We start from the raw sequence: 18,312 nt of genomic DNA on the forward strand, positions 1-18,312 counted from the left end.
GCTGGTGCTGCCGGCGCCGGCGCAGCCAGCAGCACGTCCGGGACCGCCGCGAGCGGCAACAATGGTCGGATCAAGAATGCGTTTTACGCGACGTCGGCCGGTCAGATGAGCCACGCCCTGGCCCCTCGGCTGCCAGGGCCCCAGCTACTCAGGGGCGGCCTACCGGGACACGCTCGGTCGCGCCGCAACAGCCGTAACGGCCGGCACGCCGGCAAGTACGTGGCACTACGGGCACTGAAGCGGCAGATAGTGGCCTACGCGAAGCTAATCAGGACGAGTCCGGTAGGACACGCGGGGCTCTGCAATCCAGCGCGGCCGACCCAAAGCCCGAGATCGACACGTCGGAAAGTCATTTCCCGGACCCGCCACACCCCAGCCTAGAACAACCCTCGCCGCCGCCCCTTGACACAGAAGGGTGCCAGAAGCGTGCACCGCGGTGGATCTACGCTTGTGGCCAGCGCGCACACCTGTTCCGGCTGGCCGGGCTGGACCCGCTCGCTGCGAATGGCCCGCCGCCCGCGCGGTCTTGGGCGCGGGCGGCGGGGGACCAGGGTGCAGTCGATTACCTGGTACGCGCCGACCAGTACACGGTCTGCGTACCGGTTACCGAGAAGCCGGTGATCCGTAGCTTCCATCCGCCGGCCCGCACATCGGACACTCCGGCCCGTTCGAACACGCTCACGCCAGAGATGCTCAGGTCACGCACCGTGCCGTCGGGCGCCACGAGGCGCAGGTCGACGTCGTTATGCCGGCTGACCGACTCTGGCCACCACAGCGCCCCTTCCAAGAGGGTCTTGCCGGCCGCCACCGTGATTGGGATGTCAACCTGGGTGCCCTGCGCGATGTTCACCTTGCCCCACCAGGCGTGGCCGCCGGTGCCGAGCCGGAACGGGCCGGCACCGGTGTTGTTGTCGAACGGCCACGTCGTCTGTCCACCGAGAATCGCGTGGCTGTAGACGTGCCCGGCGTCGATCGATCCCACCCCGCCACGCATCCAGTTGCGTAGCAGGCCCACAGCGCCACCGGCGATCGGCGTCGCGCAACTGGTCCCACCGAAGGAGCCCATCGCGGTGTCACTGCCGGACCGTGCAGTCTCCACGTTCGTCGGGAACACCAGGTCGGGCTTGTACCGGCCATCGGCCGTCGGGCCACGTCCCGAGTAGCCCATCAGCGCATCGCTGACCAGATCGGCGGCGCCGATCCCGAGTGCCTTGTGGGCGTTGCCCGGCGAACGGACTGTGCCCGCGCCCGATCCGAAGTTGCCGTTCGCCGCGACGACCACCGACCCGGAGGCGTACGCGTTGTCCGCCGCCGTCGACGAGGCGCTGGTCTCCGAGGCGTTGAGCTGGATCTCGGCGACGATCACCTTGTCCAGCCAGCGCACCGCCTCCTCGAAGCCATCCACTGTCGCGGCCCCGCCGACGAGGCAGTCGTTGCCGTAGACATCCCAGGAGTCCAGGCTGATGGCCGAGACACCGCGCCAGTTGGCGCCCAGGTTGCCGTTGCCGGTGATCAGCGCGGCCGACGCCGTACCGTGATTGCACTGATCGCTAGGGTCGCCATCGCCGCTGATGTCGTCCACGATCGCCAGGTGGTCCGGCCCGTTGAACACCGTGTGTGACTCGCGTACGCCGGTGTCCAGCAGCCCGATCCAACCAGCCGTCTGTCCTAGGTTGAAGTAGGGGTCGCTGGCGATCTGGGCCCGCGCGTCGATCGTGTCGTTGTCCGGGTTGGCGTCTGCTGGCGGCTCCGCCACACCGTCGGCCAACTCGATGTACTGCACGTCGTCGCTGACGACGAGCTCCCGCACCGCGCCCAGCGGCAGCACTGCCCGCACACCCTGGATCAGCCAGTACGTGTCCAGCGTCTTACCACCGAACTGCTCCAACACGGCTGTCTGCTTGAGGTACCGCGCGGCCCGCTGCGATCGCAGTTCCTCGATTAGGCGCTGCGCCTCGTCGAGCAGTTCCTTGTTGCGCTCGCTGGCACGGCCCTCGCTGAACTCCGGCATTGGGAAAGCCGGGATGTCCAGCCATTCGCGGTAGGTAACCACCACTTCCGCGTGCTTGGTAAGATCACCCGACGCCAACAGTTCTTCCAACGCCGGCTGGATCTTTTCCGGGTCCTTCGGCTCGGCCTCGCTCAGCTCCTTCTGCTCCGGGATGACCTTCCCGTACGCGTCGTCACCAAGCCGCTCCTGGCCGGCTTTGTAGATCTTGCCGTCCTCGTACTCCACGCTGTAGACGACGTCGAATGGATCAGATGTCGCGGTGGTGGCCAGCACGGCGGACCCGATCGGGTACGGGTTAGCCGTGGCCAGGCCGGCCTGGAGCAGCACGGCGGCCGTGGCGGCGCAGGCCGCGACGGTCACCCGCTTTTTCCATACGGACATGGGTGCCTCCTCCCTTGACGACGGTGCAGCGCCTGCCGCTGCCCGTCGAAACAACAGAGGCGAGGGGTAGAACGCCTGATACAGCCGGAACCTGGTAGGTCAAGTAATTGACAGTGACCGCGCTTACGATCAGCGGATGCCCGGCACACCATGGACAGCGCCTCGGTTGTGGTGGTCGGGTGCGCCTGCTGGTCACTGTCGACTCCAGCGTCTACGCGCTGCTGAGTGCAGTACGGCTCCAGGGACCTGGCGAAGGCGTTAGGTGATACCGAGCAGTGCCAGCGGGCGGGTGCTGTCGCGGACGTGATGCCGGTTGACGGCGGCGATGTCGGTGACCCCGGTCAGGCGTAGGGCGCCGTGGCGGCGTTGCGCAGAGCGGCCATGACCTGTGGTCTGGTGCCTGTCCCCGGTCATGGCGTCGGGGACCGCGGTACCTCGGTCAGCGCTGTTTGGCGAGATCAAAGAACGCCGGACGCCAGCCCGAAGATGAGCACCGGGTCCCTGTCGGTCCTCGCCGCCGCGTACGCCGACCACACCTGCCAATACTCGTTGATCAGCCCGCCGAGGATCGGTCGGCGGTGAACCCGAGAGACGTCGAGGTCAACGGCATGCGTCGCGGGTTTCGGTGGCGCTGGTCCAACGATTGGTGTGTTCGATCGCCGTTGTAGTGGCGGGTGTACCCGCGAGCACGGCCGCGAGGTGGCGCTCGCCGACGATGAGCGCTCGGTCGGTGCACTCCCGGCGTTGGTGCCCACCCACCGCTCGGCGAACGCGTACGGGAGCGCTCGGCCCTGACCTGCCAATGTTCGCGACCATGGGCACGTGGTCGGTCACCGGACGGCGAGGCGGCAGGCCGGCTCACCGTCAGCGCAGCGAGACCCAGGCGGTGGCCACCACGTACTCGTCGGTTTGGGCGCACAGCCGCACCGGGCCGGGTGGGGGAGAGCCCAGCGAAAAGAAGCCCACCGTGTCGACCGCCGCCTCGTCGTAGCTGCCGGAGGCGGTCTGCGCGCTGACCCGCCCGCCTCCGGGCGGGGACAACTGGCCGACGATTCCGGCGTCGGTCACCTCGATCTCGAGCACGACCGGGCCGCTGCGGAACGACAGCGTCCGCGCCGAGCCGGCCGAGCGGGTCGGCCCCGCCGGCTCCGCGTCGCACGCCGAGTCGAAAGTCAGCTCGGCGAGCGCCAGCTCCGTGTCCACAGTGCGCCAGGTGAAGGCCGCCCGCCCCGCGCCCAGGAACTCCTCGGGGACCGGTCCGATGGCCCACAGCGCCGCGCCCAGCTCGGCCGTCAGGGCGTGGTCATCGACCGGCGGCCACGGCTCCATCGCGTTCACCTCCGTTCGCCTGCGTCGCTGACGCCGTGAGGAACGGGGTCAGTGCTGGGCAGTTGCGCAGCCGGTGCAGGCAGCGGGCCTGGGTCGGCCCGATGCTACCGATCGGCATGCCCAGGCGCTCGGCGATCTCCCGGTAGCTGGCCGGTGGGTCGGCCGTCAGCAGGGACAGCAGCTCCTGGCAGCGCGGCGGCAGCTGCGCGAAGCCCTCACGCAGCGCCTGCTGCCGCTCCGCGCGCAGCAGTTCCTCGTCGGGGGCCGTGGCGTCCGTCGTGCGGGACAAGCCGTGATGCGCGTCGTCGTGCGGGTCGAAGGGCTGGGTGCGCCGGCCGAGGCGGGACAGCCGGTAGCACTCGCGCCGGGCCGTGGTAGCCAGCCAGGCGGAGAGGGCCTGCGGGCTGCGTACTTGGCCCAAATGCTCCACGAGGCGCAGCCAGACGGTCTGGTTGATGTCGGCGGCGTCGGCGTGGCTCAGGCCGTACGACCGGATCACCGAGTAGACGAGCGGGCTATATCGGTGGACCAGCCCCGCCCACGCCGATTCGTCCCCGTCCGCGGCGGCGGCCACCAGGCTGGTCGTACTCCGGTCGGTCATCGTGATTCCCCCCGGTCGCTGGTGCGGCTCATTTCACGAGCACGCCGTAGTCCGGGTGCCAGCGCGGCTCCGCGAGCAGCGCCAACCGGGCCGCGTCGGCGCTCAGGCCGCCGGCGGTCATCCAGGCGGCGAGCCGGCCGGAGACGTGCGCGGTGGCGAACGACGTGCCGGCCCAGGCGGCGAAGCCACGGAACACCCGGGTCGGCCGGCCCGGCAACGGCAGCTGGCCCTCGACGTACGTGCTGTCGCGCTCGCCGACCGCGCAGACGTCGACCCACGGCCCGAAACCACTGTAGGCGGCCGGCACCAGGCCCTCGGCACCCCGGCTGACCGCCGCGACCGCGATGACCCGCTCCAGGGCGGCCGGCCAGACGGGCCGGCTGCTGCCGGCGTTGCCCGCCGCCGCGACCACGGCGCTCGTCTTGGGCAACGCGGCCACGGCGTTGGCCAGCGGCAGCGACGGCTGGTCGTCCTGGGTGAACCCGCCCAGGGACAGGTTGACCACGGACACCTCCGGCGCGAGCCGGTCCATGGCGGCCACCACCGATTCCTCGTCGCCGACCCCGGTGGCGTTCAGTGCCTGCTCCGGGTCGACGCGCACCCCCGGCGCGGCCTGCCGCGCGACGCCGGCGACGAAGGTGCCGTGCCCGCCCTGCGCGGCAAGCACATCGGTGTGCACGTACAGCGGGTCCTCGTCGTCGATCTCCGGTAGGTACGCGCCGCCGAGCCACTGCGGGTGGTAGCCGCCGGCCTGCCGCCAGATGCCCGTGTCGCAGATCCCGACCGTCACGTCCGCGCCCTCGCCGAGCCGGGACTCGTCCGGTGGCGGCAGCTCGGCGGCCGCCACCGGCGGACTGCCCGGGTTGCCCATGATGTTGCCCAGTCCCAGCAGCACGTGGTGCGGCTGCACGTTCGGCACCGGTTGCCGGGGCCACTGCTCCGGGTCGCGCAGCTTCGCCACCACCGCGGGGACCTCGGTCTCCCGGTCGAAGAGCAGCCGGGTGACGCCGGCGAAGCCGGCCCCCACAGTCACCGGGTAATCGTGGGCGCGCAGCCAGGCGGTCACCCGCTCGGCGTCGGCGTCAGCGGCGAGGAGCTGCCGGGGGCGGTAGAGGAACTCCCGCCCGGGCGTGGTGTGCCGGCAGACGTTCTTGTCGTTGGCCAGCGCCTCATCGAACGTCCGCTGGTAGGCGTCGTCGTCCGCACCGTCGGCGAGCGTCGGCGCCGGGCGCAGTCCGACGCCGAGCGGGGCCGCCGCCGCGGCGAGCGCGGACGCCGCCAGCAGTTGCCGTCGGGACAGTCGGCCGGCCGGGCGCGGCGCGGTGGGGTGGTCAGGCGGCATGGGTCCTCCATGCGGTCGACGGGAATGCCCGCCGGGTGGCCGGCGTGACCACCTTCCCCGGGCGCCGCCGATTCTTCCAGCGCATAGCCCCGAGTCAATGTTGCGAATGGCAGGTGCGGGATTCCGACAATTCCGTGACTGGTTGCCGACATTGACGGACTCGTCGTCCATCATGGACGCTGTGCCCATGGCCGACAGCGCCGGTTCCGGTGCCGGGGCGGCCCAGGCGGCGCTGGACGCGGTCCAGCGTTATCCCCGCGAGGCGATCGCGATCGCTCAGCGCGCGCTCGCCGGCGGCCCCGCCGTCGGTGACGACGAGCGATCCACCGCCGAGCGCGCGATCGGCCTGGCCCTGCGGGAACTCAACGACCTGCCCGGCGCGCTGCACCACCTGCGGCGCGCGGTACGCCTCGCCGGCACGCCCCGAGCCCGGGCGCTGGCCCGGATGAGCCTGGGCTACGTGCTGGCCAACGCCGGCCACACCGCCGCCGCACTGCGCGCGGTGACCGCCGCGCTGCCGCAGCTCAGCGGCGCCGACGCCGGGCGGGCCTGGATGCAGCGGGGCGTGGTGCTGCACTACCGCGGCCGCTACCCCGAGGCGCTGCGCGACTACGGCCTCGCCATCGACATCGCCCAGCGTGAGGGCGACCTGCTGCTGGAGGCGCGGGCCCGCAACAACCGGGGGCTGCTCAACGCCGGCCGGGACGCCGCCGGCGGCGCGGACGACGACCTCGCCCGCGCGGCGGTCGCCTTCCACCGGCTGGGGCTGGATCTGGCGGCCGCCGACTCCCGCTGGAACGGCGGGATCGCCGCCGGCCGACGTGGCGACATCGCGGCGGCGCTGCGCTGCTTTGCCGCCGTCGACGAGGAGTACCGGCGTCTTGCCGTTTCCCGACCGGCGCTGCTGCTGGACCGGTTCGAGCTGCTGCTGTCGGTGCCGTTGGTCGACGAGGCGGTCGAGGTCGCCGCGGCGGCCGTACGGGAACTGCGCCGCCGGGGCATGGCTTCCGACCTCGCCGAGGCGCTGCTGGCGCGGGCCCGGGCCGCGTTGCTCGCCGGCGACCTGGACACCGCGACCCGAACCGCCGCCGAAGCCCGGGCCCGGTTCCGCCGGCAGGGCCGACGCACCTGGGCCGCCTTCGCCCGACACGTCGGGCTGCGCGCCGAGTACCGCCGGGGCATCCGCTCGACCCCGCTGCTCACCGCGATGACGCGTACCGCCGACCAGCTCGACGCCACCGGCTGGCCCGGCCCGGCCCTGACCACCCGGATCGAGGCCGGCCTGCTCGCCGCCGCGCTCGGACGCCCCGGCCGGGCCCGGGAACTGCTGGCGATGGCCAGCCAGGCCCGCCGCCGCGGCACCGCCGACCGGCGGGCGCAGGGCTGGTACGCGCTGGCCCTGTCCCGCCGGCTCGTCGGGGACGACCCCGGAGCGGCCCGGGCGCTGCGCCGGGGATTGGCCGTGCTCGACCGGCATCGCACGTCGCTCGGCGCCATGGAGCTGCGGGCTCACAGCGGCGCGTACGGGCAGGAACTGGCGGCCGAGGGCCTGGACATCGGGGTCCGGGCAGGCGCGCCGGCCCAGGTCCTGGCGTGGGCGGAGCGGTGGCGGGCCACCGCACTGCGGACCCGACCCGCGCTACCACCGGACGACCCCGATCTGGTGGCGGCACTCGCCGAGCTGCGACTGGTCAGCGGCCTGATCGAGGACGAGGCGCTGGCCGGCCGCTCCACGCGGGCCCTGCGCGGCCGACAGGCCCGACTGGAGCGGCGCATCCAGGACATGGCCCGGCGGGCACCCGGCGGGGGCTCCGTGGTGACCCCGCCCGGCGTGGCCGCGTTGGCCGCCCGGCTCGGCTCCCAGGTGCTGGTCGAGCTGGTGGCCCACGGCGACCGGCTCCGGGCGGTGCTGGTCCGCGACGGCCGGACCAGCCTGCACGACCTCGGCGCGCTCGCCGACGCGGTGGACCTGGCACGACGACATCGGTTCGCCCTACGCCGGCTGATCACCACCGGCGACGACGCCGCCGCGCGGGCCGGGGCCGCGCACGCCGCGGCGACCCTGGACCGGCAGCTGTTCGACCCGCTGCGGCGCCGGCTGGCCGACCGGGCCCTGGTGATCGTCCCCGTCGGGGCGCTGCACGCCGTGCCCTGGTCGGCGCTGCCGACCTGCGCGGGGCGCGCCGTGACGGTCGCCGCCTCGGCCACCGTCTGGCTCGGGGCGGACCAGCGGGAGCCACCGGCCGGCCCGCCGGTCCTCGCCGCCGGACCGCGCCTGCCGGCCGCGCACACCGAGGTACGCCGGCTCGCGCAGGTCCTGCCGGCGGCGCGGCTGCTCACCGGGCCCGAAACCACCGCCGCCGCGCTGACCGCCGCGCTGGACGGAGCCGGGCTGGTGCACATCGCCGCGCACGGCGCGTTCCGCGCGGACAACCCGCAGTTCTCCACCCTGGAGCTGGCCGACGGGCCGCTGTTCGCGTACGAGTGGGAGCGCATCGACCGCCCGCCCGGCTGCGTGGTGCTCTCCGCGTGCGATTCGGGCCTGACCGGGGTACGCCCTGGCGACGAGATCATGGGGTTTACCGCGGTGCTGCTGGCGCTCGGAGCCCGGTGCCTGATCGCGACCGTCCTGCCGGTGCCGGCCGAGCCCACCACCGAGCTGATGCTGGATCTGCACCAGCGGATGCGCGCAGGTGCCCGCCCGGCCCAGGCCCTCGCCGAGGCGCAGCGGGCCTACGTCGTGGCTGGCGACGGCCCGGCTCGGGCCACCGCGGCGGCGTTCGTCTGTTTCGGGGCTGGCTGACCGCAGGCCGTTCCTGCTGGCCGGCAATTACAGCGCTGGTGCCGAGGTCCTCAACGGTTCCGGCTGGTACCACGCGCTGGCCGGCAATCTCCGCCAGTCGTTGCGCCAGACCCGGACGGCGCTGACTCTGCTGCAGCGGTTCGGCGATCGGCACGGCGAAGCCAGCGCTTGGGATACCCTCGGCCGACTCTGCTCACGTCTCGGCGATCGAGGCCAGGCGGACCGCTGTTACGAGCACGCCCTTGCGTTGTTCCGGGATCTGGGCGACCAGTTCTTCGAGGCGGAGGTGCTGATCCACCGGGCGGAGGACCGGTGGGCGGTAGGCGACCAGGACGCCGCCAGGGCAGACTGGGACGCGTCGGCGCGAATCCTTGCGGGCCTGCACCATCCGTGGGCCGCAATCGTGCGCGATCGGATCGACCAGGCCGGGGGCGTCTGTCCGGGGGCGAAGTTCGTGCGCGGGGTAACCAGGCCCGCCACCTGCTGGCCGGTCACGCTGACCTGCGGGAAAGGCTGGTCGTGAACCTCGGCGTGCTGGGCCCAGGACACCTCGCGGGCCTGAGCCCGTGCGGCCCGCAACTGGGCCAGCAGGGTCTCGTCCAGGTGCGACAGCAGCCGCCACGCCGTCGGATCAGAGGCGACCGGCCCGAACAGGGCGGCCTGATCTCGTAGCACCGCGAGATCGGCGATCGCTTCGCCGCCGTCGGCGAGCATCACTGCCAGATCGACGGCGATCCGGCCCGGATCGTGCCCGCTCTGCCGCTGCCGCAACCTGGCGAGAGCCTGACTGAATGCGCTGGTCAACCCGGTCGCGTCGGCCAGGTCGGCGAGCAGGCGGGCACCCGCGTGACCGACCACGCCCCGCCCGCCGCCGGTCACCACGATCCTCGGACGTGTTGCGGTAGCCTTCACCCAGCAAGTGCCTTCCGTAACGGGATGATCAGGACCTTCGACAAGCCCTATCTTCCCTGATCAGAAGGCACTTCTTCTTTCTCCACCCACACTCTGGACGGGCCCTTAACGAAGGGCCGAGGCTAACAGGGGGCAACTCCCGCGACGCCGTGTTCAGTCGCCGGTTGTCGATCTCCTTCGACCATGACGTAACCAGCTGGCATAGCCGAACTGGCAGGTGGCGGTGAACCCTTCCAGGCACGCTTTCGTGAATCAGGGTAAATCAGCGCAGCCTGGGATAAGGAGTCCGCATGCGTTCTCATTCAGCTTTCCTCTGCGTCGTGTTCAGCGTCGGCGTCACCCTGGCGCCAGCCACGCCGTCGCCTGCGGCTGCGGGTTCGACGTCCGGCCCACCGGGCCGCGTGTTGTATTCGACGAACGCTGATTCGGCGAACATTTCGATCTTTCCGGTCGGTCCCGCCGGCACGCCGCGTCAGCCCGCCAAACTCTTGGCAACCAGCAGTGATCCAAATGGGATGGTGATCACTGCGGATGGCCGTACGGCGTTCGTCATGAACAGAGGTGTCCACGGGGTAACGCCCTATTCCATCGGCCCGAAAGGCAACCTCACCGCGCTGTCGTCGCCGGTGGCGACAGGCGGCCTATTCCCGTTCGGCATCACGATCACGCCGGCCGGGAACCTGCTGTTTACCTCCAACATTGACTCCGGCACGATTTCGACATTCGCGATCCACGGTGACGGGACACTGTCGTTGGTCGCCGACCCGCTGCCGACCGGGTTCGACTCGCCGCGTGGTGTCGCGGTGACCCCCGACGGCCGGTTCCTCTACGTCGGGCACGGCCGCCCGACGGACCACGGCCCCAACGCCCTGATCGGCTTCGCCATCGACAGAGACGGCACGCTGCGCGAGGTCAGCCGAACGTTCACCAGCGGCGCCGGCGCGCAGATGGCGATCTCACCCGACGGGCGTCTCCTGTACCTTGCCGGGCAGGGGGCCAGAGCGGTATTCGGGTACCACATTGCCCAGGACGGCACCCTGACCCCGGTGCCGGGGGAGAAGTTTGCCGCCGGCGAGAACACCGAAGGCGCCGCAATCACCCCGGACGGGCATCACCTCTACATCGCCAGCCCCGGCTTGACCCGCCCTGACACGCAGCGGAACGTGTCCGCCTACACGATCAATGACAACGGCTCTCTAACACCGGTTACCGGGTCGCCGTTCCAGGCTGGAGCCGGACCGCTCGGGATCGTCGCCTCCCCCGACGGGCGGCATTTGTATGTGTCCAACGTCGACTCAAGCGACCTGCACATCTTCGCGATCGGCACGGACGGGGGACTTCGCCAGGTGGCAAGATCGCCTCTACCCACCGGCGGCATCACCCCCGGATTCCAAGCGCTCACGCTGACACCAAACCAGGGTCCCGCCGCAGCGTTCGTCGCCGATGTACCCCGGGCCGGCAACGCCGCACGGTTCGACGCATCACCATCGACCGACCCCGACGGCCATATCGCGCAATTCGCCTGGGACTTCGGCGACGGCACACGACTCGACGACGGCGGATCCAACCCCACGCACGCCTACCGACGGCCCGGCACCTACACCGTCACCCTAACCATCACTGACAACGAAACCTGCTCAACCAGCCGGGTATTCACCGGAAGTCAGACACTGTGCAACGGCTCGGCGGCCGCTCAAGCCTCACACGTGCTCACCATCCAACACTGACCACAACCCAAGACGTCCCAACCGGTGGTGCTGTGGCCGGAACCCTCCGCAGCACCACTCTGAACCTCCCACAGGCGCATGACCTGCTCACCCGAAGGTCAGCGCCCGGGCCCCGTCCCGGCCTCATTTCCAGCACCCTACGTACGTCCACACTGCTGTGAGGGCCTCGGAACCCCGAGGCTGAAGCCCAGCCCGTTGCCAACTATCGCTGGGAGTCACAGCCCGCCCCCCGCACCAAGGACGCTCCAACAGCGCTGGTCGCCGCCGGGCATCGAAAGCCCGGGCGGTGATCCCGCCCCAGGGATGTCGGTCAGACGAGCGACTCGGTCACATCACGTTTGAAAGATCGCGGTCCGCGCGGCCACAGACGGTGATCCAGTGCGCACATCTAGCCGATGAGCGGAGATGTTGCGCCGTCTTTGAGGAGGTTTAGGGGGCGTGCGTCGAATTGGGCGCGGGCTTCGAAGACGCGGTCCATGTGTGTCTCCGCCCAGTTCTTGATCGCGATCATGACCGGGAACAGTTCATGGCCGAGCGGAGTGAGTTCGTAGTCGACGCGGACCGGCACCGAGGCCGTGACCGTGCGGGTGACCAAGCCGTCGAATTCCAGCGTGCGCAGGGTCTGGCTGAGCATCTTCTGGCTGACGCCGGCGATGCGGTTGGCGAGTTCGCTGTGCCGCTGCGGGCCGTCGGCGAGGCGTCGTAGTCGCGTTTGGCCTGTTCGCGGCGTGTGCCGCGTTCCGCACGCGTCGTGCATACCTGTACGGACTTAGATTTCGTCCCTGTTCATCATGTTTCGGGCACATTCCCACACGCGAGCGGGAACATGCCCCTGGTGATGATGGCAGCCCTCAAGGCAGCTGAGGCACCCCAATCCCGTTCTTGCTTTCAGCGTTCCTGTGGGGGCGAAACAGGGACGCCGAGGGCAAGATCGGCGTGTGTTCGGGCGTCGGCGGACCAGTGGGGGGCGTTCCACCGGTCGGCGATGGCGGCGGCCTGGGCGAAGTGGGCGGCGGCCTCGTCGTCTCGGCCGAGGAGGAGGGCGAGTTCGCCGAGCGTGTGGGCGACCGGACGCAGGGCCAGCGACAGGCTCTCCGCGCCGGCCGGGGGACCGTCTCGGTGGGGGAGCAGGTCCGCGTAGATCTCCGCGGCGGCGTCGCGGTCGTTCAGTGCGACGATCGCCATCGCGCGCAGGCTCGTCAGGAAGGTGAAGAAGAAGTCGGGCCGGATCGGGCTCGGTGACCTGCGTGCCTCGTCGCCGCGGCCGGCGGCGTGGAGGGCGAGCGCGAGCAGGTCGGCGACCATCGGGCCGAGCGCCTCGTGGAGAGCGCGCACCTCGTCCAGGTGGTCGCCGAGCGTGCCGTCGTTCAGCCAGATCGCCGCCAGCGCGAGGCGGAGGAAGCCAGCGTGCACCGATCCGGCGCGTTCCATGTGTGCGGTGGCCTCGGTGTAGAGGCGCTGGGCGTCGGTGAACCGACCCTCGATGAGCACCAGGGTCGCCAGCGCGATCTCAGCGGCGCTGATCGCCTCCGGCATCCGGTAGGCGCGCGCGAGGTCGAGCGCCTCCCCGGTCACGTGGCGCATGGTCGCGGGGTCGTTGGCCGCGGCGGCGTTCGCGGCCTGGTTGAGCAGCCCGGTCACGCGGTAGACGGGCAGGTCGTGCTCGACGCCGATCTCCACTAGCTCGCGGGCGTACTCCTCCCGCCCGGGGTCGCTGGCCAGGACCAGGAGCGCTGCGGCCCGGAGGCGGGGATCGGTGGTGAGGTCGAGTGCTTCCCGCGCCGCCGCCATGACCGTCGGATCGTCCTCGCCCACCAGCTCGTTGGCGTACGCGATGAGCAGCCGGGACCGCACGTCGGGGGCGAGGTCGGTCCGCTTGAGCAGGCGGCTGAGGCGGCCGACGATGGGACGGTCGACCGTGCCGTACGTGCGGGCCCGCCAGGGGGTGGGCTCGGTCCAGGCGGTGAACGCGGCGATCATCAGGTCGTCGCGGCCGATCGACTCGGCGTACTCCACGGCCTGCTCGCGTGTGTCCCTGGCCGCAGCGACGGCCCCGGCCCTGATCTGCGCGCGCAGCAGCCTGCCGAGCAGGCCGACGCGCTCGTCCGGTTCGCTGGAGTTGGTGACGGCGTCGGTGAGGAGTGCGGCCGCCACGTCATGGGCGTAGCGCGCCTCGGCCAGTTCGGCGGCCCGTACGCAATAAGCGACGGCCTTCGGTGATCCCGCTCGCGCATAGTGATGGGCGAGCGCCGCGACGTCGCCGGTGCCCTCTAGGGCGGCGGCGATCCGGGCGTGCATCCTGGTGGCCCGCAACCGGGTGACGTCGGTGACCAGCGTGTCCCTGACCAGCGCGTGAACGAACCGGACGCGCCCGGGCTCGGGTTCGTCGAGCAACCCGGCGATGACGCCCGCGTCCAGCGCGTCCAGCACGCTGTCCTCGTCGGAGTCGGCGGCCTGCACGAGCACGTCCACCGAGCTCTCCCGGCCGGCCACCGCCGCCAGCCGCAGGACGGACACGCCGCTCTCGGGGAGCCGTGCCAGTCGGCGCCGCAGCACGTCCCGTACGCCCTCGGGGACCTCGGAGAGCGCGACCAGCGCGCCCTCGCCGGTCAGCAGCCGCGCGCTCTCCCGCACATAGAACGGGTTGCCGCCGGTTCGCTCGGCGATCCCGGCCACGGTCGCGTCGTCGGCCTCGCACTCGGCACGTACGAGCTCCGCGACGGCGTCGCCTTTCAGTCCAGGCAGGTCCAGCCGGAGGGGTGCGGTGCGGGCGAGGGACCCGAGCGTTTCGGTGAGGCGCTCGCTCTCGTCCGCGCGGTACGCCGCGACGACCAGGATCGCGGCCCGCGCGCCGACGCCGCCGCCGAGCAGTTCCAGCGTGGCGGCGTCCGCCCAGTGGAGGTCGTCCAGGACGACGGCGACCGGCCGTTCGGCGGCGGCCGCCGCGAGCCAGTTCCACACGGCCTGCCGGAGCCGGAACCGCCCGGCCGCCGCGTCATCGTCCACCGGCGCGGAGTCGGAGAGCAGCGGCGCCAGGTCGTCCGCGAACTCTCCCGGAGGAACGCTCACGGCCACCTTCCGCAGCGCCTCGACCCACGCCCACGCGGGTGGCGCGCTGTCCACCTCGGGACAGCGCCCGGCGGCCACGAGCCACCCGTCCTGTCTGAGTCGCGCGCCGAGGTGCTCCAGCAGCGTCGACTTGCCGAGCCCCGCCTCCCCGGTGACCAGCGCGACGCGCGCCCCATCGGCGGTGGCCTCCCCGGCGGCCGCCACCAGCGCCGCGAGCTCGCGCTCCCGCCCCACGAACGTTGTCGCGCGGGGCCCGTTGTTCGGAGGCGGCGGCGCGGTTGCCCGGGGCCGGGGCGTGTCCGCGGGGGGCGGAGGGACGGCCGCGCGGAGGACGTCCGTGCGCTGGGTGAGGATCGCCTCTTCCAGGGCCACCAGGTGCGGGCCGGGGTCGAGGCCCAGCTCGTCGGCGAAGGTGGCGCGGGCGCGGCGGAGCGCGGCCAGCGCGTCGGCCTGGCGGTCGCTGCTCCACAGCGCGAGAGCGTGCATGCGCCAGCCCTCCTCGCGCAGGGGAGCGTCGCGGGTGAGGCCCTCCGCCTCGGGTACCACCGCCCCGGGGTCGCCGAGCCGCAGTCCCGCGGCGATGTGCAGTTCGCGGGCGACCAGGCGCAGCTCGTTCAGCCGGGCGGTCTCGGCGGCGGCCCACGGCTCGTCGGCGACCTCGGCGAACGCGGGTCCGCGCCACAGCGCCAGCGCCTCGTCCAGCCGGGCCCGGGTGTCACGGGGATCGGTGAGCGTACGGGCCTCGTCGAGCAGCTCCTCGAAGCGCCATGCGTCCACCGCCCCGGGCGGCAGCCGCAGTGCGTAGCCGGGCGACGCGCTCACCAGCAGTCGGGCCGGGGCCCGCGGCGGGCGGCCGGGTTCCAGCAGGCGGCGCAGGTTCGACACGTACGCCTGCAGCGACGCCAGGGCGCGCGACGGCGGTTCGCCGCGCCACAGGTCCTCGACCATCCGGTCGACCGGCACGACTTGCCCGCGCGCCGCCACCAGCAGGGCCAGCACGCTGCGCTGCCGCGGTCCGCCGAGGGGAACGGGCTCGCCGCCGGCCTCGGCCGCGAACGAGCCCAACACCCTGATCAAGACCATGAGGTGACACATCGTACGCGCGGCCGCCGCACCCGTTCCAAGTCGGCTCCAAGTGCCTTCCAAACCCCCAGGAGCAGTCTCGAGCACGTCGAACAGAACAGATGAAGGTGCAGGAACAGATGAGCGTCAACACCCAGGACATGGAGATCGTCCACCGCGCCTTCCGCCGCGAGTCGCGGCTGCTGATGGAGCTCGTCGCGGCGGTCGCCCCGGGCGACACCGCTCGCGCCAAACTAATCGCCGACCACTTCCGCGACTACCGGCTGGGACTGAAGAACCACCACGAGGGCGAGGACGAGCTGCTGTGGCCGCCGCTCCTGTCCCGGGTAGATCTCGAGGCGGACATCGTCCTGCGCATGGAGGCCCAGCACGAGCGCGTCGCGGCCACGCTGACCAGGCTGGACGCCGCAGTCCCGGCGTGGGAGGCCACCGCCGGAGCCGACGAGCGCGACACCCTCGTGGCGGTCCTCGCCGATCACCGGGCGGTCCTGCTCGAACACCTCGACGACGAGGAGGCCACTCTTCTTCCGCTCGCGGCCGAGCACATCACCGAGCAGGAGTGGGCCTCCCTGGGCGACCACTTGGTGGCCAACACGCCCAAGCTCACCCTGCTCACGCTCTTCGGCCTCGTCCTAGAGGACGCGAACCCGGCCGAGCGCGCCACCCTCCTCTCCGCCCTCCCCGCGCCGGTGCGCGGCATCTGGCACGTCATCGGCCGCCCCCGCTACGCCCGCCACATCCGCCGCGTCCGCGGCGCCTGACCAGACCCCAAACCCCACGCACGACTCACCAAGCTCACCGAAGACGCGCAAGGAGAAGAACAATGTCGCTGAAGAAGATCAACACCGCCCTGGCCGCCGCCTTCATCCTCTTCATCCTCTGGTTCGGAACGGAGTTCATCCTGAGCCCAGAGACGACCGCGCCGAGCTTCGGCCTGCCGAGCTGGCCGTCCGGCGACGGCGACGGCTTCCTGATCATCAAAGGAATCCGCGACGTCGTCTTGGCCCTGGTCCTGGGCATCCTGCTGGTGACGGGCCACCGCCGCGCGCTGGGCTGGGTGCTGCTGGTGGAGGCCCTCGCCGCGTACGGCGACATGACCAACGTGCTGGCCCACCACGGCTCCGTGGCCACCGCGCTCGGCGTCCACGGCCTGACCGCGACGCTGATGGTGGTCAACGGCCTGCTGATGATGCGCGAGACCCGCAAGGTCGCGGCCGCTCCGGCGACGCCCGCCCCGCAGCCCGCCTGATGCCATCGCCCCGCCGAGGGCCAATCGAGGATTGAGGGGACAACTCACGCTCAGCAACATCGCCACTGTGCTCGCCGGACTGATCGGCGCCGTGGTGATGCTGGCGATCAGTGTGCTCCTGCTCGTCGCGTAAACCGCGTGGTCCGGCAGGCGCATTTCCGAGAACATGAAGAGGGAAACGACTATGACGATCAACGATGTGCGCGGTGTCCTCAAGGGGCGCGTGCTCCTGCCTGATGACGACGGCTTTGAGCAGGCGGCCACTGCGTGGAACCTCACCGTCAGGCAGCCGGTCGCGGCTGTGGTGGAGGCCACGGACGCCGATGACGTGGCGGCGCTCGTGCGATACGCACGGCGGGCGGGCATGACGGTGACCGCGCAGCCGAGCGGGCATGGCGCCTCCGGTGATGTGGAAGGCCTGATCCTGCTGCGCACCGGCCTGCTGAACGAAGTGGAGGTACGCGCGGAGGAGCGCGTGGCTCGGGTGGGCGCGGGCGTGAAGTGGGGGCAGGTACAGGCGGCGGCCGGTCCGCTGGGTCTGACCGGCCTGTCCGGCAGCGCGCCGGGGGTCAGCGTGACCGGCTACACCCTGGGCGGTGGGGTTGGCTGGTTCAGCCGCAAGTACGGCTTCGCCTCCGCCAGCGTGCGGGCCATCGACATCGTGGACGCCGATGGCGAGCCCGGCAGGGTGACCGCCGAGTCCGATCCCGAGCTTTTCTGGGCGCTGCGCGGCGGTGGCGGGGACTTCGCGGTGGTGACCGCCCTCGAACTCGCACTGTACCCCGTGCCCACCATGTACGGCGGGCGCGTCATCTGGCCGGACCACCGGACCAGAGAGGTATACGACGCATTCCTGGAGATCACCGCCGAGGCGCCACGTGAACTCAGTGTCTGGATCAACCGGCTCCAGCCACCCGGCGCATCACCAATGGTCACGCTGGATCTGGCCTACCTGGGTGAGGCGGCTCAGGGGGAGGACCTGCTGACTCGCCTCGACAAGATCGAGGGCCCGATCTCCGACAGCCGCGGCGTCGTCCCGGTTGCCGACCTGGGTGACATCACCGCCGAGCCCACCGACCCGGCCCCCACCATCACTCGTGCCGAGCTGCTCACCGGCCTGGACACGGACGCGGTGGAGCTCCTGCTGGCCAAGCCGGTCGAACCACTCATCAACATCCAGATCAGACACCTGGGCGGAGCACTCTCCGAGCCGGGCGGCGGGACCGGTGCAAGCGGCGCGGTGGCTGAGCCGTACCTGCTGGGCCTGCTGGGTCTCGGCCTGCCGCACATGGCCGATGCGACGCGCGCCAAGCAGGCCGAGGTCGTGGCCGATCTAGAGCCCTACATCAGCGGCCGCAAGCCGTACACCCTGCTGTCTCCTGGTGAGACCGCGGAGAAGTCCTTCTCCGGCAGCGCGCTCGCGCGGCTGCGGGAGATCAAGCGGGCCCGCGATCCGCACAACGTGTTCCGCGCCAACTACCCGGTGCTCGTCTAGACCCAACGCCATTCAAGCGCCGGCAGGCGCACGGCACGGTCGGGCCGGTTGACCTCGATGACCTGCACGCCGTCGCGGTGCAGGTGGCGGGTCAGGGCGGTGCCGTGTGAGCTGGTGCCCTCCACGCCAGCGCGCCGCAACCGGCCGTGCTCGCTGGCCCAGGCCAGCAGGTCGGTGTAGCCGGCGGTGGTGGTGGGGAAGGCGCGGGTGCCCAGCAGGGCGCCCAGCACGGTGATCACCGCGGCGACGTGCGTGTCGTTTGGGTGTCCACGCCCAGGATGATCTCCTCATCCACGGCGTTAAATCGGTC

Annotated in this window: 12 protein-coding genes and 2 pseudogenes; 6 read left to right on the forward strand and 8 right to left on the reverse strand. The window is 71.5% G+C overall.

Features of this window, described 5'->3' with window-relative positions; all coding sequences use genetic code 11:
• Nucleotides 1–562 precede the first annotated feature (562 nt).
• From ACGF4F_RS26260 to ACGF4F_RS26275, 4 genes are all read right to left on the reverse strand, one after another.
• On the reverse strand, nucleotides 563–2,392 hold the full coding sequence (locus tag ACGF4F_RS26260; protein WP_393081205.1) for a S8 family serine peptidase: 1,830 nt from the start codon (nucleotides 2,390–2,392) through the stop codon (nucleotides 563–565).
• 864 nt (nucleotides 2,393–3,256) lie between these two features.
• Complete coding sequence (locus tag ACGF4F_RS26265; RefSeq protein ID WP_393081208.1) at nucleotides 3,257–3,721, reverse strand: hypothetical protein; 465 nt, start codon at nucleotides 3,719–3,721, stop codon at nucleotides 3,257–3,259.
• Entirely contained in the window at nucleotides 3,696–4,322 is a 627-nt protein-coding gene (locus ACGF4F_RS26270) for an RNA polymerase sigma factor (protein WP_393081211.1), read from the reverse strand. The genes ACGF4F_RS26265 and ACGF4F_RS26270 overlap by 26 nt, the downstream gene beginning before the upstream one ends.
• 28 nt (nucleotides 4,323–4,350) lie before the next feature.
• Complete coding sequence (locus ACGF4F_RS26275) at nucleotides 4,351–5,664, reverse strand: S8 family serine peptidase (protein WP_393081214.1); 1,314 nt, start codon at nucleotides 5,662–5,664, stop codon at nucleotides 4,351–4,353.
• Between the two features lie 187 nt (nucleotides 5,665–5,851).
• Between ACGF4F_RS26275 and ACGF4F_RS26280 the strand changes: the two genes are divergently transcribed.
• Both ACGF4F_RS26280 and ACGF4F_RS26285 read left to right on the forward strand, forming a co-directional pair.
• The gene (locus ACGF4F_RS26280) at nucleotides 5,852–8,467 is read left to right on the forward strand and encodes a CHAT domain-containing protein (RefSeq protein ID WP_393081217.1); all 2,616 of its coding nucleotides are present in this window, start codon (nucleotides 5,852–5,854) and stop codon (nucleotides 8,465–8,467) included.
• The gene (locus ACGF4F_RS26285; protein ID WP_393081220.1) at nucleotides 8,358–8,990 is read left to right on the forward strand and encodes a tetratricopeptide repeat protein; all 633 of its coding nucleotides are present in this window, start codon (nucleotides 8,358–8,360) and stop codon (nucleotides 8,988–8,990) included. The genes ACGF4F_RS26280 and ACGF4F_RS26285 overlap by 110 nt, the downstream gene beginning before the upstream one ends.
• On the opposite strand, the pseudogene ACGF4F_RS26290 reads toward ACGF4F_RS26285, so the two are convergent.
• Nucleotides 8,933–9,430: pseudogene (locus ACGF4F_RS26290) on the reverse strand (transposase); the annotation flags it as partial. The gene ACGF4F_RS26285 and the pseudogene ACGF4F_RS26290 overlap by 58 nt on opposite strands.
• A 239-nt stretch (nucleotides 9,431–9,669) precedes the next feature.
• Between ACGF4F_RS26290 and ACGF4F_RS26295 the strand changes: the two are divergent.
• Complete coding sequence (locus tag ACGF4F_RS26295) at nucleotides 9,670–11,106, forward strand: beta-propeller fold lactonase family protein (protein ID WP_393081223.1); 1,437 nt, start codon at nucleotides 9,670–9,672, stop codon at nucleotides 11,104–11,106.
• Between the two features lie 388 nt (nucleotides 11,107–11,494).
• Here the strand turns inward: ACGF4F_RS26295 and ACGF4F_RS26300 are convergent, their stop codons facing one another.
• Both ACGF4F_RS26300 and ACGF4F_RS26305 read right to left on the reverse strand, forming a co-directional pair.
• Nucleotides 11,495–11,863, reverse strand: coding sequence for a winged helix-turn-helix transcriptional regulator (locus ACGF4F_RS26300; RefSeq protein ID WP_393081226.1), 369 nt, complete (start codon nucleotides 11,861–11,863; stop codon nucleotides 11,495–11,497).
• A 131-nt stretch (nucleotides 11,864–11,994) separates the two neighbouring features.
• A complete protein-coding gene (locus ACGF4F_RS26305) occupies nucleotides 11,995–15,258 on the reverse strand; it encodes a BTAD domain-containing putative transcriptional regulator (RefSeq protein ID WP_393081229.1) in 3,264 nt (1,087 codons plus the stop codon).
• A gap of 119 nt (nucleotides 15,259–15,377) precedes the next feature.
• On the opposite strand from ACGF4F_RS26305, the gene ACGF4F_RS26310 reads away from it, so the two are divergent.
• The 3 genes from ACGF4F_RS26310 to ACGF4F_RS26320 all read left to right on the forward strand — a co-directional run bounded on the left by ACGF4F_RS26310 (nucleotide 15,378) and on the right by ACGF4F_RS26320 (nucleotide 18,002).
• Entirely contained in the window at nucleotides 15,378–16,019 is a 642-nt protein-coding gene (locus ACGF4F_RS26310; RefSeq protein ID WP_393081232.1) for a hemerythrin domain-containing protein, read from the forward strand.
• 62 nt (nucleotides 16,020–16,081) lie between these two features.
• Nucleotides 16,082–16,507 (forward strand): DUF4267 domain-containing protein, encoded by a 426-nt coding sequence (locus tag ACGF4F_RS26315; protein WP_393081235.1) that lies wholly within the window; start codon nucleotides 16,082–16,084, stop codon nucleotides 16,505–16,507.
• Between the two features lie 184 nt (nucleotides 16,508–16,691).
• Nucleotides 16,692–18,002 carry an FAD-binding oxidoreductase gene (locus ACGF4F_RS26320; RefSeq protein ID WP_393081238.1) on the forward strand — a complete coding sequence of 437 codons (1,311 nt, stop codon included), beginning with the start codon at nucleotides 16,692–16,694 and terminating at the stop codon, nucleotides 18,000–18,002.
• Here the strand turns inward: ACGF4F_RS26320 and ACGF4F_RS26325 are convergent.
• Nucleotides 17,999–18,262: pseudogene (locus ACGF4F_RS26325) on the reverse strand (hypothetical protein); the annotation flags it as partial. The gene ACGF4F_RS26320 and the pseudogene ACGF4F_RS26325 sit on opposite strands and share 4 nt — an antisense overlap.
• Nucleotides 18,263–18,312 lie beyond the last annotated feature (50 nt).

Source organism: Micromonospora sp. NPDC047740, from assembly GCF_043204735.1.
GTDB lineage: Bacteria > Actinomycetota > Actinomycetes > Mycobacteriales > Micromonosporaceae > Micromonospora.

Bases quoted from the DNA above. Each gene is read 5' to 3' on its own strand.
- ACGF4F_RS26265 (WP_393081208.1), bottom strand. From the start codon at position 3,721: ATGGAGCCGTGGCCGCCGGTCGATGACCACGCCCTGACGGCCGAGCTG.
- ACGF4F_RS26300 (WP_393081226.1), bottom strand. From the start codon at position 11,863: ATGCACGACGCGTGCGGAACGCGGCACACGCCGCGAACAGGCCAAACG.
- ACGF4F_RS26280 (WP_393081217.1), top strand. From the start codon at position 5,852: ATGGCCGACAGCGCCGGTTCCGGTGCCGGGGCGGCCCAGGCGGCGCTG.
- ACGF4F_RS26320 (WP_393081238.1), top strand. From the start codon at position 16,692: ATGACGATCAACGATGTGCGCGGTGTCCTCAAGGGGCGCGTGCTCCTG.
- ACGF4F_RS26315 (WP_393081235.1), top strand. From the start codon at position 16,082: ATGTCGCTGAAGAAGATCAACACCGCCCTGGCCGCCGCCTTCATCCTC.
- ACGF4F_RS26260 (WP_393081205.1), bottom strand. From the start codon at position 2,392: ATGTCCGTATGGAAAAAGCGGGTGACCGTCGCGGCCTGCGCCGCCACG.
- ACGF4F_RS26295 (WP_393081223.1), top strand. From the start codon at position 9,670: ATGCGTTCTCATTCAGCTTTCCTCTGCGTCGTGTTCAGCGTCGGCGTC.
- ACGF4F_RS26310 (WP_393081232.1), top strand. From the start codon at position 15,378: ATGAGCGTCAACACCCAGGACATGGAGATCGTCCACCGCGCCTTCCGC.
- ACGF4F_RS26305 (WP_393081229.1), bottom strand. From the start codon at position 15,258: ATGGTCTTGATCAGGGTGTTGGGCTCGTTCGCGGCCGAGGCCGGCGGC.
- ACGF4F_RS26275 (WP_393081214.1), bottom strand. From the start codon at position 5,664: ATGCCGCCTGACCACCCCACCGCGCCGCGCCCGGCCGGCCGACTGTCC.
- ACGF4F_RS26270 (WP_393081211.1), bottom strand. From the start codon at position 4,322: ATGACCGACCGGAGTACGACCAGCCTGGTGGCCGCCGCCGCGGACGGG.